General features: G+C 56.6%; 17 protein-coding genes. 4 read left to right on the forward strand and 13 right to left on the reverse strand.

Going from position 1 to position 16,769, the window contains the following annotated elements:
• Positions 1-48: 48 nt before the first annotated feature.
• A complete protein-coding gene (locus AM379_RS13135) occupies positions 49-858 on the reverse strand; it encodes an SDR family oxidoreductase (RefSeq protein ID WP_106503777.1) in 810 nt (269 codons plus the stop codon).
• The gene (gene tesA, locus AM379_RS13140; protein WP_025206538.1) at positions 848-1,471 is read right to left on the reverse strand and encodes a multifunctional acyl-CoA thioesterase I/protease I/lysophospholipase L1; all 624 of its coding nucleotides are present in this window, start codon (positions 1,469-1,471) and stop codon (positions 848-850) included. Before tesA ends, AM379_RS13135 begins: the two co-directional genes overlap by 11 nt.
• On the opposite strand from tesA, the gene ybbA reads away from it, so the two are divergent.
• From ybbA to AM379_RS13155, 3 genes are all read left to right on the forward strand, one after another.
• Complete coding sequence (gene ybbA, locus AM379_RS13145) at positions 1,442-2,128, forward strand: putative ABC transporter ATP-binding protein YbbA (RefSeq protein ID WP_014168931.1); 687 nt, start codon at positions 1,442-1,444, stop codon at positions 2,126-2,128. The genes tesA and ybbA overlap by 30 nt on opposite strands.
• Positions 2,125-4,539, forward strand: coding sequence for a putative ABC transporter permease subunit YbbP (ybbP, locus tag AM379_RS13150; protein WP_068795146.1), 2,415 nt, complete (start codon positions 2,125-2,127; stop codon positions 4,537-4,539). The genes ybbA and ybbP overlap by 4 nt, the downstream gene beginning before the upstream one ends.
• A gap of 182 nt (positions 4,540-4,721) precedes the next feature.
• The gene (locus AM379_RS13155; RefSeq protein WP_014168933.1) at positions 4,722-5,867 is read left to right on the forward strand and encodes a porin; all 1,146 of its coding nucleotides are present in this window, start codon (positions 4,722-4,724) and stop codon (positions 5,865-5,867) included.
• A 72-nt stretch (positions 5,868-5,939) separates the two neighbouring features.
• Here AM379_RS13155 and mnmH read toward each other — a convergent pair whose 3' ends face one another.
• The 6 genes from mnmH to ppiB form a co-directional block, all read right to left on the reverse strand.
• Entirely contained in the window at positions 5,940-7,010 is a 1,071-nt protein-coding gene (gene mnmH, locus AM379_RS13160; RefSeq protein ID WP_106503778.1) for a tRNA 2-selenouridine(34) synthase MnmH, read from the reverse strand.
• An 84-nt stretch (positions 7,011-7,094) separates the two neighbouring features.
• Complete coding sequence (gene purK, locus AM379_RS13165) at positions 7,095-8,162, reverse strand: 5-(carboxyamino)imidazole ribonucleotide synthase (RefSeq protein WP_040016808.1); 1,068 nt, start codon at positions 8,160-8,162, stop codon at positions 7,095-7,097.
• On the reverse strand, positions 8,159-8,668 hold the full coding sequence (gene purE, locus AM379_RS13170; protein ID WP_020885164.1) for a 5-(carboxyamino)imidazole ribonucleotide mutase: 510 nt from the start codon (positions 8,666-8,668) through the stop codon (positions 8,159-8,161). The genes purK and purE overlap by 4 nt, the downstream gene beginning before the upstream one ends.
• Before the next feature lie 212 nt (positions 8,669-8,880).
• Positions 8,881-9,090 carry a YdgH/BhsA/McbA-like domain containing protein gene (locus tag AM379_RS13175; protein ID WP_013095921.1) on the reverse strand — a complete coding sequence of 70 codons (210 nt, stop codon included), beginning with the start codon at positions 9,088-9,090 and terminating at the stop codon, positions 8,881-8,883.
• A 136-nt stretch (positions 9,091-9,226) separates the two neighbouring features.
• Positions 9,227-9,949 (reverse strand): UDP-2,3-diacylglucosamine diphosphatase, encoded by a 723-nt coding sequence (lpxH, locus tag AM379_RS13180; protein WP_106503779.1) that lies wholly within the window; start codon positions 9,947-9,949, stop codon positions 9,227-9,229.
• Between the two features lie 3 nt (positions 9,950-9,952).
• Positions 9,953-10,447 carry a peptidylprolyl isomerase B gene (gene ppiB, locus AM379_RS13185; RefSeq protein WP_014168939.1) on the reverse strand — a complete coding sequence of 165 codons (495 nt, stop codon included), beginning with the start codon at positions 10,445-10,447 and terminating at the stop codon, positions 9,953-9,955.
• A 174-nt stretch (positions 10,448-10,621) separates the two neighbouring features.
• Between ppiB and cysS the strand changes: the two genes are divergently transcribed.
• Positions 10,622-12,007 (forward strand): cysteine--tRNA ligase, encoded by a 1,386-nt coding sequence (gene cysS / locus AM379_RS13190; protein ID WP_020885161.1) that lies wholly within the window; start codon positions 10,622-10,624, stop codon positions 12,005-12,007.
• 78 nt (positions 12,008-12,085) lie between these two features.
• On the opposite strand, the gene AM379_RS13195 is transcribed toward cysS, so the two are convergent.
• The 5 genes from AM379_RS13195 to folD form a co-directional block, all read right to left on the reverse strand.
• Positions 12,086-12,607: a metal-dependent hydrolase gene (locus AM379_RS13195; protein WP_025204825.1), complete on the reverse strand. Its 522-nt coding sequence runs from the start codon at positions 12,605-12,607 to the stop codon at positions 12,086-12,088.
• Between the two features lie 72 nt (positions 12,608-12,679).
• Positions 12,680-13,696: a Mal regulon transcriptional regulator MalI gene (gene malI, locus AM379_RS13200; RefSeq protein ID WP_049023172.1), complete on the reverse strand. Its 1,017-nt coding sequence runs from the start codon at positions 13,694-13,696 to the stop codon at positions 12,680-12,682.
• Positions 13,697-13,780: 84 nt separating this feature from the next.
• On the reverse strand, positions 13,781-15,280 hold the full coding sequence (locus tag AM379_RS13205) for a PTS transporter subunit EIIC (RefSeq protein ID WP_014168943.1): 1,500 nt from the start codon (positions 15,278-15,280) through the stop codon (positions 13,781-13,783).
• 221 nt (positions 15,281-15,501) lie between these two features.
• The gene (ybcJ, locus tag AM379_RS13210; protein WP_014168944.1) at positions 15,502-15,714 is read right to left on the reverse strand and encodes a ribosome-associated protein YbcJ; all 213 of its coding nucleotides are present in this window, start codon (positions 15,712-15,714) and stop codon (positions 15,502-15,504) included.
• 1 nt (position 15,715) lies between these two features.
• On the reverse strand, positions 15,716-16,582 hold the full coding sequence (gene folD / locus AM379_RS13215; RefSeq protein ID WP_014168945.1) for a bifunctional methylenetetrahydrofolate dehydrogenase/methenyltetrahydrofolate cyclohydrolase FolD: 867 nt from the start codon (positions 16,580-16,582) through the stop codon (positions 15,716-15,718).
• Between the last annotated feature and the right edge of the window lie 187 nt (positions 16,583-16,769).

Here is a 16,769-nt window from a genome sequence, read left to right on the forward strand (position 1 = left end):
CTTTTATCGGTTTGTTATTTACATGGGGGTTAGCGACGACGCTTCAACTCAACCGTGTAAAATTTTGTCCATCATCCGGCCCGGCAGCAGGCGTTTTAACCAGCCTACCGCATGGGTTACCAGCGTCACCGGATAGCGCATTTTTGGGTTTTCGCTCTCAAAAGCATGGCGCACTTTAGCGACGACTGCTTCCGGCCCGAGCGTAAAGCGTGCGGCGATACCGGGGTTTTCGACCGGTTTATCCGCCTGGGTCTGGTTAACGTTTTCCGTAAAGCGGGTGCGGATAGGGCCCGGCTCGATCAGGCTGACCTTAATGCCGCTGTGACGCAACTCCATGCGCAGGGCATCGGACCAGGCCTCCAGCGCATATTTGCTGGCGGCATAGGCCCCGCGGCCCGGGGTTGAAATCAGCCCCATCACGGAGGAGGTCATCACAATGCGTCCTTCACCGTGCGGCAGCATGGCGGGGAGCAGGCGCATGGTGAGCTGATGGACGCCGAAGAAATTGGTGGAAAACTGTTTTTCCAGCTGCTCGCGGGTGAGCGTGTCCAGGGGACCATACACGCCGTAACCGGCATTGTTAAAAAGGCCGTACAGACGGTTGTCGGTCAGGGCCAGCACCTCATCGGCTGCGCGTTCCACGCTTTCCGGTGAGTCTAAATCCAGTAACACACCGGTAAAGCCCAGCCCGTTCATGCGTTCGACGTCGTCGGGTTTACGGCAGGCCGCCAGTACCCAATATCCCTGACGCTTCAATTCGAGTGCACTTTCAAGACCGATTCCGCTGGAACATCCTGTAATTAAGACCGATTTTTGCATAACTTTACCTGTCAGGATCTCCTCTGAATTAGGAGTCATGTTTAACTAAAGGGGCCAGCCGTGTTGCCATCCAGTCGGCAATAAACGGCTGCGCATCGCGATTGGGGTGGATCCCATCGTCTTGCATCCACTGGGGTTTGAGATAGACCTCTTCCATAAAAAATGGCAGCAGCGGAATATCAAACTCGTTGGCAAGCTTTGGGTAGATCGCGCTAAAGGCTTCATTATACCGACGTCCATAGTTGGCGGGCAGGCGAATTTGCATCAGCAGCGGTTGCGCGTTCGCGGCCTTAATATCCTTAAGGATCGTGCGCAGGGTCTGTTCCGTTTGCTGAGGCTGGAAACCACGCAAGCCATCATTACCGCCCAGCTCAACCAGCACCCATCGCGGTTGATGCTGTTTGAGCAAGGCTGGCAGGCGCGACAAGCCTTGCTGCGAGGTATCACCGCTGATGCTGCCATTAATAACCGTTGTCTTACTCTGCCATTTGTCATTGAGCAGAGCCGGCCAGGCCGCGTTGGCCGCCATGCGATAGCCTGCACTCAGGCTGTCACCGAGAACCAGTAACGTGTCCGCTGCCGCCGCGCGGAAGGTCATCAGGATTAAAAACAGGAAGGGCAAATGCCAGCGGAAAACATTGTTGAAGTTCATCGTCTTAAGAAGTCCGTCGGTCAGGGGGAACACGAGCTTTCCATCCTCACCGGAGTTGAACTCGTTGTCAAACGCGCCGAAACCATTGCGCTGATTGGCGAGTCCGGCTCCGGGAAGTCCACGCTCCTGGCCATTTTAGCCGGTCTGGACGACGGCAGCAGTGGAGAGGTCAACCTGGTCGGGCAACCGCTGCATCAGCTTGATGAAGAGGCGCGTGCCGCGCTCCGTGCACGTCATATCGGGTTTGTCTTTCAGTCCTTCATGCTGATCCCGACGCTCAATGCGCTGGAAAACGTTGAACTGCCGGCACTGCTGCGCGGCGGTAACAGCCGTGAAAGCCGCGCCCACGCGAAGGCATTGCTGGAGCAGCTTGGGCTTGGCAAACGCCTCGACCATCTTCCGGCGCAGCTTTCCGGCGGGGAGCAACAGCGTGTGGCCCTGGCCCGGGCGTTTAACGGCCGCCCGGACGTGCTGTTTGCGGATGAGCCTACCGGAAACCTCGACCGAAAGACCGGGGATAAAATTGCCGACCTGCTGTTTTCGCTCAACCGCGAACACGGGACCACGCTGATTCTGGTGACCCACGATCCGCAACTGGCTGCCCGCTGCGACCGTCGCCTGCGGCTGGTTAACGGTGAACTGCAGGAGGAAGCATGATTGCCCGCTGGTTCTGGCGCGAATGGCGCTCGCCCACGCTGTTGATTGTCTGGATGGCGTTAAGCCTGGCGGTAGCCTGTGTGCTGGCGTTGGGCAGCGTCAGCGATCGCATGGAGAAAGGGTTAAGCCAGCAAAGCCGCGAGTTTATGGCCGGAGACAGGGCGCTGCAAAGCTCACGTCCCGTCCCGCCGGGCTGGCTTGAGGAGGCGCGTAAGCGTGGGCTGAAGGTGGGGGAACAGCTGAGCTTTCAGACCATGACCTTTGCCGGCGATACGCCGCAGCTGGCGAGCGTCAAAGCCGTCGACGACCTTTACCCGCTGTACGGTGAACTGCAGACCAGCCCGCCTGGGTTAAAGCCGAAACCGGGCACGGTGCTGCTGGCGCCACGTTTAATGGCGCTGCTGAACCTGAAAACGGGTGACAGCATTGACGTGGGTGACGCCACGCTCCGCATCGCCGGGGAGGTGGTTCAGGAACCTGACTCCGGCTTTAACCCGTTCCAGCTTGCCCCGCGCTTGCTGATGAATACCGCTGATGTGGCGAATACCCATGCCGTGCAGCCGGGAAGCCGCGTCACCTGGCGCTATAAGTTTGCGGGAACGCCCGCCCAGCTTGACGCGTATGAAAAATGGCTGCTGCCGCAGTTAAAACCGGAGCACCGCTGGTACGGACTGGAGCAGGACGAAGGGGCGCTTGGTAAATCTCTCGAACGTTCTCAGCAGTTCCTGCTGCTTTCAGCGCTGTTAACCCTGCTGCTGGCCGTGGCGGCGGTGGCGGTGGCCATGGGGCACTACTGCCGCAGCCGATACGATCTGGTGGCGATCCTCAAGACCCTCGGCGCGGGCAGCGCCCAATTGCGTAAGCTGATTGTCGGCCAGTGGCTGATGCTGCTGGTGTTGTCAGCACTCACCGGTGGGGCGATGGGGCTGCTGTTTGAAAAGCTGCTGATGGTCATGCTGAAACCGGTACTGCCTGCCGCACTTCCACCGGCCAGCCTCTGGCCGTGGCTGTGGGCGATTGGCGCGATGATGGTGATCTCGGTGCTGGTGGGGCTTCGCCCGTACCGGCTGTTGCTCGCGACGCAGCCGCTGCGCGTGCTGCGCCGTGACGTGGTGGCCAACGTCTGGCCGCTGAAGTTCTATCTTCCTGTCATTGTTGCGGTTTCGGTTGGGTTGTTGGCCTGGCTGATGGGCGGCAGCACGCTGCTGTGGGCCGTACTGGCCGGGGCGGTGGTGCTGGCGCTGCTGTGTGGTGTGGTCGGCTGGGTGCTCCTTAATGTGCTTAAAAAGCTGACGGTGAAGTCGCTTCCCGTGCGGCTGGCGGTGAACCGTCTGCTGCACCAGCCCTGGTCTACGCTGAGTCAGCTGTCTGCCTTTTCGCTGTCGTTTATGCTGCTGGCACTGCTGCTGGTGCTGCGCGGCGATCTGCTGGATCGCTGGCAACAGCAGCTTCCGCCGGAAAGCCCGAACTATTTCCTGATCAATATCGCCCCTGAGCAGGTGACACCGCTGAAGACGTTCCTGGCGGAACACCAGATTGTGCCGGAGTCGTTCTACCCCATCGTCCGTGCGCGTCTGACGCAGATCAACGGCCAGTCCACGGAGGGCAACAAGGATGAATCGCTTAACCGCGAACTGAACCTGACCTGGCAGGAGAAACGTCCAGATCACAACCCGATTACTGCCGGCAGCTGGCCACCAAAAGCGGGTGAAGTATCGATGGAAGAGGGGCTGGCGACGCGCCTGAACGTCAGGCTGGGCGACAGCGTGACCTTTACCGGCGATACCCAGGACTTTAGCGCTAAGGTCACCAGCCTGCGTAAGGTGGACTGGGAAAGCCTGCGGCCGAACTTCTTCTTTATTTTTCCCGCAGGCGCACTGGACGGACAGCCGCAAAGCTGGCTCACCAGTTTCCGCTGGGAAAACGGCAACGGTATGCTGACCCGGCTGAACCGCGAATTTCCGACGGTCAGCCTGCTGGATATTGGCGCGATCCTTAAACAGGTCGGGCAGGTGCTGGAGCAGGTCAGCCGGGCTCTGGAGGTCATGGTGGTGCTGGTGACGATCTGCGGCGTACTGTTGCTGCTGGCCCAGGTGCAGGTCGGGATGCGGCAGCGTCATCAGGAGCTGGTGGTCTATCGCACGCTCGGGGCGAGTAAGCGACTGCTGCGCACCACGCTGTGGAGCGAGTTCGCCCTGCTGGGGCTGGTCTCGGGTCTGGTGGCGGCGATGGGTGCTGAGACGGCGTTAGCCGTGCTGCAGACCCGCGTCTTCGATTTCCCGTGGGAGCCTGACTGGCGACTGTGGTTCACGCTGCCGGTCTGCGGTGCGGTGCTGCTGTCGCTGTGCGGCGGCTGGCTCGGCACGCGATTGCTAAAAGGCAAAGCGCTGTTCCGTCAGTTTGCCAGTTAGTTCAAATCCGTGATAATTACGCACCGGTTTATCTGCTGGTGCGTAATAATTTAGCAGCACAAATCGGTAATACCCATGCGTTTAGTAGCACAAAACATTAAAAACCCGCGCACACAGCAAGATTATTTCCAGTTAATATTCACCTGCTAAATATTTAGCAGCGTGTCTATAAAGGAAAAATAATGACTATAAAAAAATCAGCGCTGGCAGTAACAATTGGCGCAGCAGTGGCATTGACCTCCTTCGCATCTCAGGCGGAAATCACGGTTCTTAAACAAGACCCTCAGGCAGGTAACCCGCTGAGCCGTCTTAACTTTACCGTTGGCGGCAGTATTCGTCCTCAGTTCAACATGATGACGGGCGACGGCGATAAAGGCTCCTACAAACGTAATGGCTTCGACGGCGGCACCCGTTTCCGTTTCGCAGCAGATTACTATCTGTTTGATGACATCAGCTGGATCAGCTACTACGAGCTGGGTGTGAACATTCCGGCGCTGTTCAACTGGGATAACCACTACGCTGAAGGTGCTAACGACACCTCTCGCCGTATGCTGTACACCGGTCTGAAGAGCGACACCTGGGGTACGCTGACCTTCGGTCAACAGAACAGCGTTTACTATGATGTGGTTGGCGTGAAAACCGATATCTGGGACTACGACATGATTGGTCAGGCTCCAGGTAACGGGATCAACGGTGACTACGACGGTTCTTATCGTTCACGCAAAATGCTGAAATATAAGAAAACCGTAGGCGATGCGGATATCTATGCATCCTACCTGTTTGAAGACAGCGAATACCTGCCGGGCAATGGCCTGCGTTACAAACGTAAAGGCGGCGGTTCACTGGGTCTGGATTACCACCTGACCACCGATCTGACCTGGGGCGCAGCGTGGAACTACACCCGCGCGGACATGCGTAACCCGGACAACGGCGACAGCAAATCTTACGACCAGAATATCCTCGGTACCGCGCTGAGCTGGACGCCGGATAACTGGACCTTCTCGGCTGGCGGCGGCTGGTACCAGAACTTCCTGACCACCAAAAAAGTGTCTACTGACAACTACTTTGCCGGTGATGCATGGGGTATTGAATACTTCGCAGGGTACAAATTCCCAATCGATCAGTATGCGGTGAAATCCATCCAGCCTTACTTCATGGGTGACCGTATTGAGTACGTGAATGGTCGTAACTACCAGCGTATCGATAACGGTGTGGGTGTTAGCGTCCAGCTGGACTACGGTTTCCGTGTTGATTACGAACACGTGTTCACCTCCAGCACGGATAACCTGGGCGACATGAACCTGGTGCGTCTGCGTTACGACTTCTAAGTTCAGTTAGCAGGGGAGTTACCCCGATATGAAAACGGCAACCCTGGGTTGCCGTTTTTTTTTGCGCGTGATTCAGCGATTGAGCCAGTCAGCCACGTCCTCAAACGTTCCGCGAAACACAATCTTCTCCGCTTTTTTTGCCAGCTGCCAGGTGTACATCGGGTCGTAATAGTCGTTCAGCAGCGGGGAAAGCCAGCGCAAATGCGCGTCGGTGCTGCCAGAACGTTGTTGCTCCTGCAGGGCGGAATCCAGCAGCGCCGTAAAGTCTGCAAAGCGCTGCAGCCCCAGACGGCGGCGAATGGCAAACAGGCCGTGGTGCAGGTATTCGCTGTACGCTTTCCACCCCGCCTCTGCGCCAAAGGCAGCAGAAAAATCCGCCCACATATGATCGAAATACTCTTCACGCAGGCGTTCAAGACGGACATCAAACGGGTCTTCTACTACCACAACAGGCGCCTGAACCATGCGGTCTCGCAGGCATTCCGGCAGGTGGTTGGAACCAATCATCCGCCCTTCATCCTCCAGCACCCAGCGTGCGGCCTCTTTTTTCAACAGCACGACAGCGAGCTGATTTTCGAAGCTCGCCTGCGAAAGCTGTGGTGTAAGCGTGCGGCCAAACGACGAGCCGCGATGGTGTGCCAGCCCTTCCAGATCCACGCCCTGCGCGTGCTGTTTCACCAGCAACGTTTTGCCGCTCCCGGTACAGCCGCCGATCAGCACCATCGGTTTTTGCACCTGCTCAGCGGTTACCTCAATTGCGGTCTGACGCAGCGCTTTATAGCCGCCTGCGATCAGCGGGTAATCCACGCCGCGCGCTTTCAACCAGGCCTGAGTGATATGCGAGCGTTGACCGCCACGCGCGCAGCAGAGGTAGCCGGTGGGGTGGGAGAGACAGGCTTCGCGCCAGGCGTTAATGCGCATCTCACGGGTACTGCCTGCGACCAGGCTATGGCCGAGAGCAAGCGCAGCGTCCGGCCCCTGGCGTTTATAGCAGGTGCCGACGGCGGCGCGTTCATCATCGTTCATCAGAGGCAGGTTGATTGCCGCAGGCATCGCGCCCTGGGCGAATTCGATCGGCGCGCGAACGTCGATTAAAGGGGTATCGGATGCGAGGATCGCGCGATAGTCCGTTCCATCGTTCATGGTTTTTCCAGAAGAAAACTAAGCTGCAATGGGCGGGGATTGTACGCCGGGGAGGGGGAAGGTCAACTCCCCGGCAGAGGAGTATTACTTAAGCTTTGATTGCGCCCAGATAATTCCGCTCGCGTATTCCGGCGGCAGGAGAGGAATAATCGCTTCCAGCGTGGCGCTCAGACGATCGGTGTCGGTATCGTTCAGGTTCAGGTGACCGACCTTACGACCCGGACGCACCTCTTTGTCATACCAGTGCAGATGCACCAGCGGCAGCTTGAGCCAGTCGTAGTTCAGATCGGTACCGATCAGGTTGATCATCACCGACGGGCTGTTCACCACCGGCTGCGGCAGCGGCAGGTCAGTGATGGCGCGCAGGTGCAACTCGAACTGGCTGATGGACGCCCCGTTTTGGGTCCAGTGACCGCTGTTGTGAACGCGCGGTGCCAGTTCGTTAATCAGCAGACCGGACGGCGTGACAAAACACTCCATCGCCATGACGCCGACGTAACCGAGTTCGTGCATGATGGCAGAGAGCATCTCTTCTGCCTGCGCCTGCTGTTCAGCACTGGCCTGCGGGAATGCAACGCTGGTACGCAGGATCCCGTCCTGATGCAGGTTATGCGTCAGCGGATAAAAAACGGTATGGCCGTCCTGCCCGCGAGCGCCCACCAGCGAGACTTCACCGCTGAAGTTAATGCCCTGCTCAACGATGCACTCCCCGTAGCAATCGTCCGGCAGCTCGTGAGTGTCATCGGCGCGCAGACGCCACTGTCCACGACCGTCGTACCCGCCGACGCGACGCTTCACAATTGCCAGCTCGCCCAGCATTGCAAAAACATCCTTCCACTCGCTTTTATCGGACAACAGCTGCCACGGCGCAGTCGGCAGCCCGAGCTTATCGAACAGCTGCTTTTGCGTCAGACGGTCAGCAATAATGGGAAAGACGTCGCGGTTAACGAAGGCATTGTGACGCGCCAGCTCGCGCGTCAGGGCCGTTTGTGGCCAGCGTTCAATCTCCGCGGTGATCACACTCTGGTGAAACGGCACGGCTTCCGGTTCGTCATCCAGCCCGACGGGCCAGACGGCAATACCCAGCGGCTCGCCGGCCTGACGCAGCATACGGCCTAACTGACCATTACCGAGGACGCATACCTGCTTCATGCCGCACCCCGCGGGTCCGGATTGTCCAGCACCTCGTCGGTCTGGGCTTTACGCCAGTCCGCCAGACGCTGATGTAACGCTTTATCGTGAGTCGCCAGGATCTGCGCGGCGAGCAGGGCAGCGTTGGCAGCGCCCGCTTTACCAATGGCCAGCGTGCCGACCGGAATGCCACGCGGCATCTGAACGATGGAATAGAGGCTATCGACACCACTTAACGCAGCGCTTTGCACCGGAACACCCAGAACCGGTACCAGCGTTTTGGCGGCAATCATGCCTGGCAGATGTGCTGCGCCGCCCGCACCGGCAATGATCACCTCATAACCCTTCTCTTCGGCGCTTTCGGCGAAGCTGAACAGTTTGTCCGGTGTACGGTGTGCGGAGACCACTTCAACGTGGTGCGGAACATTCAGGATTTCAAAGATTTCGGCGGTGAACTGCATGGTAGCCCAGTCGCTTTTGGACCCCATCACGATGGCGACACGCGCCGGATTATTGCGGGAAGACATGCGTCTTAAAACTCCTGTGGTGCGAAACACACTGCTTTCGAGGGCACAGAGAATAGCATGTAATAGGGGCAAGGAAAACGGTTGCGCGGTTAAAAACTGAGCCGTTGTGGCCCTCAGGAGATAACAAAACAGACCGCGTTCTGGCGGTCTGTTTTATCAGGCATCGATGTGCTTTGATGTGCTTTTGACGGGCGGCACGGTCAGCAGACGTCTTATTTGGTCAGTTCTGCCGTCATGTGAACGCGGTTGTTAAACTGAGCGCTGGTGATTTTGTAAGACGCGCCCTGTTCAGCAGCCTGAGCGGCAATTTTCGCTTCTGCGCGGTCAAGGGTAGAGGCCGTGGCGCTGACGCTCTGAGCAAAAGAACCGAAAGAGATCAGAGAGAGTGCGGCAACTGCAACGAAAGTTTTGATGGATTTCATGGTCGTATTCCTTAAATGTTTTATCTGGGATAGGGCGTTTTGCCCTGATGTGATAAATAATAGGCCGACCAAGGGCTGATTAAAATCGAAACAATTTGCCGATATTGTTCAAAAAAATAGAATGATTTTTGACGGGTTAAAACGGGAAAGCGATCAGTTCCACACCGTCAGGCGTGACGCTGACCATAGAACCTTCGCTGTGCCAGGCCCCGAGGACGACGCGGTGGGCCGCTTCGCCGTTGGCGGTAAGGGTATGCACATCGGGACGATGAGTATGACCGTGGATCAACCACTGAACGCGGTGTTTTTCCATGACCCTGACTACCGCCTGGGGATTAACATCCATAATGGCCATGGATTTGCCGCTGTTGGCGGCCTTACTGTCGGCACGCATTCTGGCTGCGATCCGCTTGCGTATAAACAGCGGCAGAGCCAGGAATAGTTTTTGGATCCACGGGGTATGAACCTTAGCGCGAAACGCCTGATAGCCGGTGTCGTCAGTGCAAAGTGTGTCACCGTGCATGATTAACACCTTTCGGCCATAAAGGTCGAGTACCTGCTCTTCCGGCAGCAGCGTCATGCCGCTTTCGCGGGCGTAGTGCTTGCCGAGCAGGAAATCACGATTGCCGTGGATAAAGAAGCAGGGGACGCCGGAATCGACCAGCGCTTTAATGGCAGCCGCCATCTCACGGTGCAGCGGGTTGGGATCGTCGTCGCCAATCCAGGCTTCAAACAGGTCACCCAGAATGTAAAGTGCATCGGCACTTTTCGCTTCACCGCGTAAAAAACGCAGAAAACCGGCGGTGATCGCCGGTTCTTCTGTTTGCAGGTGCAAATCTGCAATAAAGAGTGTCGCCACGAATTACTCGCTGACGGTCACGCTGTTAATTACGACGTCTTCTTTTGGAACGTCCTGATGCATGCCGCTGCGGCCGGTCGCCACGGCTTTGATTTTGTCAACTACGTCCATACCTTCAACCACTTCTGCGAAGACGCAGTAGCCCCAACCCTGCAGGCTTTCGCCGGAGAAGTTCAGGAAGTCGTTGTCAGCAACGTTGATGAAGAACTGGGCTGTTGCAGAGTGAGGAGCCTGCGTACGCGCCATCGCCAGCGTACCACGGGTGTTTTTCAGACCGTTGTTCGCTTCGTTTTTGATCGCTTCTTTCGTCGCTTTCTGGTTCATGCCAGGTTCGAAACCGCCGCCCTGGATCATAAAGCCGTTGATCACGCGGTGGAAAATAGTGTTGTTGTAGAAACCTTCGCGGCAGTAGTCCAGGAAGTTTTTAACTGTTTCAGGCGCTTTGTCATCAAAGGTTTTGATTACGATATCGCCATGATTAGTGTGGAAAGTAACCATTTTTGCATCCTGTTCCGTTATTGTGGTACGTCGACCCGCGTTTGGGTCATCTATAGGGGCTTGTTATAGCATAACCACAGGATGCGATCACCTTGCATTGTGTGCTGCTTCAGGTTTGAATTACAGGTAGAATAACCGGTTTTCAACCACACACGTGTTTACATGGAATCTTCGATGTTAAAAATCTTTAATACAATGACGCGCCAAAAAGAGGAATTTAAACCTATCCATGCCGGGGAAGTCGGCATGTACGTGTGTGGTATTACGGTTTACGATCTCTGTCATATCGGCCATGGCCGTACCTTTGTTGCATTCGACGTTGTCTCGCGCTACCTGCGTTTTCTGGGCTACAACCTGAAATACGTGCGTAACATCACCGACATCGACGACAAAATCATCAAGCGCGCGAACGAAAATGGCGAAAGCTTTGTTGCGCTGGTGGATCGTATGATCGCGGAAATGCACAAAGATTTCGACGCCCTGAATATTCAGCGTCCGGACAGCGAGCCGCGTGCCACCCACCATATCCACGAAATTATCGACATCACCGAAAAGCTGATCGAACGTGGTCACGCCTATGTGGCCGATAACGGTGACGTGATGTTCTCCGTGCCGACTGACCCTACCTACGGTCAGCTCTCCCGTCAGGATCTGGATCAGCTGCAGGCCGGTGCGCGCGTTGATGTGGTGGACGTGAAGCGTAACCCGATGGACTTCGTGCTGTGGAAGATGTCCAAAGAGGGCGAACCAAGCTGGCCTTCCCCGTGGGGCGAAGGGCGTCCTGGCTGGCACATTGAGTGCTCGGCGATGAACTGCAAACAGCTGGGCAAACATTTCGATATTCATGGTGGCGGTTCGGATCTGATGTTCCCGCACCATGAAAACGAAATTGCACAGTCAACCTGTGCGCATGGTGGCGAGTACGTGAACTACTGGATGCACTCCGGGATGGTGATGGTTGACCGTGAGAAGATGTCTAAATCTCTGGGCAACTTCTTCACCGTGCGCGACGTGCTGAAATATTACGATGCGGAAACCGTGCGCTACTTCCTGATGTCTGGTCACTATCGCAGCCAGCTGAACTACAGCGAAGAGAACCTGAAACAGGCGCGTGCGGCGCTGGAGCGTCTGTACACTGCCCTGCGCGGTACCGATAAATCTGTACCCGCGGCAGGCGGTGAGGCATTTGAAGCGCGCTTTATTGACGTGATGAACGATGACTTCAACACGCCGGAAGCCTACTCCGTGCTGTTTGATATGGCGCGTGAAGTTAACCGTCTGAAGTCAGAAGATATGGCGGCAGCGAATGCATTGGCCTCCCATCTGCGTAAGCTCTCTTCGGTACTGGGTCTGCTGGAGCAGGAACCGGATCTGTTCCTGCAAAGCGGTGCACAGGCGGACGATAGCGAAGTGGCGGAGATTGAGCAACTTATCAACGCGCGTCTGGAAGCGCGCCAGGCGAAAGACTGGGCGGCAGCAGATGCCGCGCGTAACCGTCTGACGGAAATGGGCATCATTCTGGAAGATGGCCCGCAGGGAACCACCTGGCGTCGGAAATAATTCTGGTGCGCGCTGATGCCCTCTCCCACCGGGAGAGGGTGCAAACACTAAAACGGCAACTGGGTTGCCGTTTTGCTTTTACCTCCGCTTCCACCACAACAGCCCCATCAGCACAACCCCTGGCAGCCACACCCACAGCAGTTCCGACATAATCACCTGATGCCCGTAGGGCGTGGTATAGCGTGACAGCGCAAACGGCGCGACCTTAATGACCTGCCACGGTGCAAAGAACCGTTCATCTGACCACGGCCACAGCCAGCCGACGCCTTTCCCACCGGTGGTGATGGAATCCAGCAAGCTGTGCGACAGCAGAGACACGGTTAAGAACAGCCAGCAGCGGGTCAGACTTGCCCGAAACCATCGTCGGCCCATCAGTACGCAAAGTATCGGCACCACAAAGGCAAACAGCAGGGAGTGGGTAAAGCCGCGGTGGCCGAACACATTGCCGTAGGCAACGCCGAACTTAAACGCCAGCACGTCGGCGTCCGGCAGCATGGCGAGGACGACGCCGGCAAACAGCAGGCGGGGAGGGATGATTTTACTTCCCAGGCCTAAGCCCAGACACAAAGGCACTGCAGCGTGGGTGATAACGGTAGGCATTGCGATTATCCATGGCAAAGCAGGGAAATATAGCAGCGAATGGGCGCAATGAGGATGGTGTTAGCGTCTTAATTACGCCGATTCCCGGGCAATAAGCTGCCCGGAAAGGGTGATACGCTGTGTTTGCAGTTCCGGCTCTTTTAGCTTGCGGATGATCAACCCCGCCGCCTGACGCCCCGTCTCCTCACTGGCGGAGGAAACGTAGGTAAACGAGGGAGACGTCAGGTTCACGTGCAGCATATCTTCAAAACCGACCAGCGCGACCTGCTGGGTGAGAAACACATCTTTCCCCACGGTGCGCCCCACCTGATGAATGCCGGAGATGGAGCCGATCATCGCATCCGGCGAGTGGCAGAGCAGGGCGGTGATGGTGTTGTTTTTATCCAGCAGCTGGCGGGTGGCGAAACCTGCGGCCAGCGTGTCATCGCTACACGCAGGCGAGTATTCCTCACGCCAGACCAGGCCGTTCTGGGTCATCGCGCTGCGAAAGCCGAGCAGACGCTGCTCGCGGATAAGGCAGCCTTCACGACCCCCAATGTAGGCAATGTTGCGGTGTCCGCGCTCGATAAGATAACGCGCGGCAAGGTTCGCCGCCTGGCGGTTGTCGCGCATCACCAGATTGCATTTTTCATCCAGCAGGGACTGAGAGACCACCACCAGCGGCAGCGGGCACTGGCGGATGTGTTCCGGCAGCGAGGATGCCCGGGTGTCAGAGGCCAGATAGATAACGCCGGCGACCCCCTGCTGTTTAAACGACAGCAGGCAGCGCTCAAGATGTTCATGGTCGTTCAGCGGCTGGCCGAGGAAAACCATATACCCCTGTCTCTCCAGCTCCTGGACGATGCTCGCCATCACCTTAATGGAAAAGCTGTCGCTAAAGTCGCGCAGGATCAGGCCGATCAGGTTGGAGGTGTTAGCGCGGAGGTTGGCAGCGGCGACGTTGTGAACATAGCCCAGCGTAGTGATGGCAGCATTGACCTTCGCGATTGTTGCGTCTGAAATCTTCCCTTTCTGGCGCAGCACCAGCGACACGGTGGAGACCGAAACGCCCGCATGCTTTGCGACATCAATGATGCTGACTTTCTTCAAAACCGCTCCCTGAAATTTACCGATTATCAGCCAGATAAGACAACGTCCCCCAGCGTACAGGAGACGTGTCGTTCAGGCATCTTATTATTTGCCAATCATGGTGGACATGGTCTGGGCGATAAACTGTGCTCTGGCACCGAAAATCACCTGAATACCGTTATCACCGACGAACACTACGCCGCGGGCGCCAAGGCCGTTCAGACCGTCCTTATCAACCGCTTCACTTTTTGCCACTTCCAGGCGCAGACGGGTGATGCAGGAGCCGACGGAGTCGATGTTGTGCGCGCCGCCCAGCAGGTTGATGATCTCTGTGGCGAGTTCTGAATCTGACTTATCGTCCGCACTGGCGGTCACTTCTGTACGGCCCGGCGTTTTCACGTCGAAACGACGGATCACAAAGCGGAACGTGAAGTAGTAAATCAGGCCCATCGGAATGCCGATAATAATGGCGTTCAGGAAGTTAGTTTTGTAGCCGTTAAATGACGGCAGGATCCCGAACGAGAGGTAGTCGATAAAGCCCGCAGAGAACGACTTGGCGATATGCGCATGCAGCAGATACATGGTCATGTACGCCAGACCGGCCATGATGGCGTTAAAGACGTACAGAATAGGGGCGACGAAGATAAAGGTAAATTCAACCGGCTCGGTGATCCCCGTCAGGAAACAGGTGAGCGCCGCAGAGAATAAAATACCGGCCGCGATTTTCTTATTTTTGGTGTGTGCTTCGTGGTACATCGCCAGACACGCCGCAGGCAGCGCGAACAGCATCAGCGGGAATTCACCCTGCATGAACTTACCGGCGTTCTGGTAGCTGTCACTGCTGAAGGATTTGACCCCTTCTTCGAGCATCTTAAACCAGATGGTCTGGTCGCCGTGAATCACCTGACCGGCCTGGGTGGTGTAATCCCCAAACGAATACCAGAAAGAGGGATACCAGATGTGGTGCAGGCCGAGCGGGATCAGCGCACGTTCCACCAGACCAAAGATAAAGGTCGAGGCTGCCTGATTATCGCCATTAACCACCACGGAGAGCGCATCGATGCCCGCCTGGATATGCTGCCAGACATACGGCAACAGCAGGCCGAGCAGGAAAGAGAGAAACGCTGTCGCAATCGCCACAAAGCGTTTTCCGGAGAAGAACCCGAGGAACTCTGGCAGCTGCAGGGTGTGGAAACGGTTATAGCACCAGGCGGCGAGAATCCCGCAGATCAGGCCGCCGAAGACGCCCATCTGCAACGTCGGGATGCCGACCACCATCGCGTATTTGCCGCCCTGAGACGCCATTTCCGGCGTGATGCTCAAGACGGTGCTGATGGTGATGTTGGTGACAAACACCGAGACCGCCGCCGAGAGCGCGGCAATGCCGGACTCGGATGCCAGCCCCACGGCGGAACCAATGGCAAACAGCATCGGCAGGTTATCAAAGATAACCCCGCCCGCGTTCATCATCAGCGGCAGGTGAAACTTATCGCCAAAGGCCAGCAGCAGGCCCGCAGCGGGAAGCAGTGAAATTGGCAGCATTAACGCGCGACCAATCATCGATAATTTAGAGAGCGATTTAACAAACCCTGATATCAGACTCATGCTGATTTCCCCCGAGTAGCGCTTTTTTTGGCGCTGTTATTGTAAGTAGAACGTTTTAGTAGAACGTTCTACTTATCGTGGGGAAAGAGTGAAAAACGCGCAACAGAATTTTCACTTTTCAACAGATGAAATAGTGATTATTTGAAGTCGATCGATAATTAACCGTGATGGGTGTGGGGGGAATGTGGGTTCCCTCTCCCGACGGGAGAGGGGGGAGAGCATCAGGCGGTCACCGTCACGGTTTGCCCTTCAAAGCTCACGGTCTGACCCGCGACGATTTTGCAGCGCTTGCGGGTTTCCACTGCGCCGTCCACCTTAACAAGCCCGTCGGCAATGGCGATTTTGGCCTGTGCGCCGCTTTCGGTCCAGCCTTCCAGCTTCAGCAGATCGCACAGCTCAACGTGCGGGTGTTTACCTAATGAAAATGTGGCCATCTTACGCGTCCTCTACGTCGTGGTACTCTTCGCATGCCTGCAAAGTATTCTGAATCAGTGTGGCAACGGTCATCGGGCCTACGCCACCCGGTACTGGGGTAATGTAAGAGGCGCGAGCCGCAGCATCTTCGTAAACCACGTCACCGACCACTTTCCCGTTTTCCAGACGGTTAATACCGACGTCCACAACGATCGCGCCTTCTTTAATCCATTCACCCGGAATAAAGCCCGGCTTCCCGACCGCCACGATCAGCAGATCGGCGTTTTCTACGTGATGACGCAGATTTTTGGTGAAGCGGTGGGTCACGGTGGTGGTGCAGCCAGCGAGCAGCAGCTCCATGCTCATCGGACGGCCGACAATGTTTGATGCGCCAATGACCACGGCGTTCAGACCGTAGGTATCGATGTTATAACGCTCCAGCAGCGTAACGATACCGCGCGGCGTGCACGGACGCAGACGTGGGGCGCGCTGGCACAGACGGCCCACGTTGTACGGGTGGAAACCATCAACGTCTTTGTCGGGGGCGATACGTTCCAGCACCTTCACGTTGTCGATGCCGGCTGGCAGCGGCAGCTGAACCAGAATACCGTCGATCGCGTTGTCGGCATTCAGGGTATCAATAAGTTCCAGCAGCTCTGCTTCGCTGGTGGTTTCCGGCAAATCGTAAGAGCGGGAGACGAACCCCACCTCTTCACACGCTTTGCGTTTGCTGCCGACATAAATCTGCGATGCCGGGTTGCTGCCGACCAGCACAACGGCCAGCCCGGGGGCGCGTTTTCCGGCAGCTTTACGCGCCTTCACTTTTTCCGCGACCTCAGAGCGCACCTGCTGCGCAATCGTTTTACCGTCAATAATCTTTGCTGCCATCAGAGAGAAGATTCCGTCTGTAACGTTTGAAAGGGGGGATTGCCTGTATTTTGTCAGAAGCGAGCGCCGCTGTCAGTCACCCTTTGCGAGTTTTCATCAGGAGGCCGTAAAAACCCTTCTGAGGGGATGGTCAATTTCTTAGGCAGGATTAGGATGTGACCTGGCGAAATGACAGCGTTTTGACATA

It is taken from the genome of Enterobacter cloacae complex sp. FDA-CDC-AR_0132, assembly GCF_003010695.1.
GTDB lineage: Bacteria > Pseudomonadota > Gammaproteobacteria > Enterobacterales > Enterobacteriaceae > Enterobacter > Enterobacter ludwigii.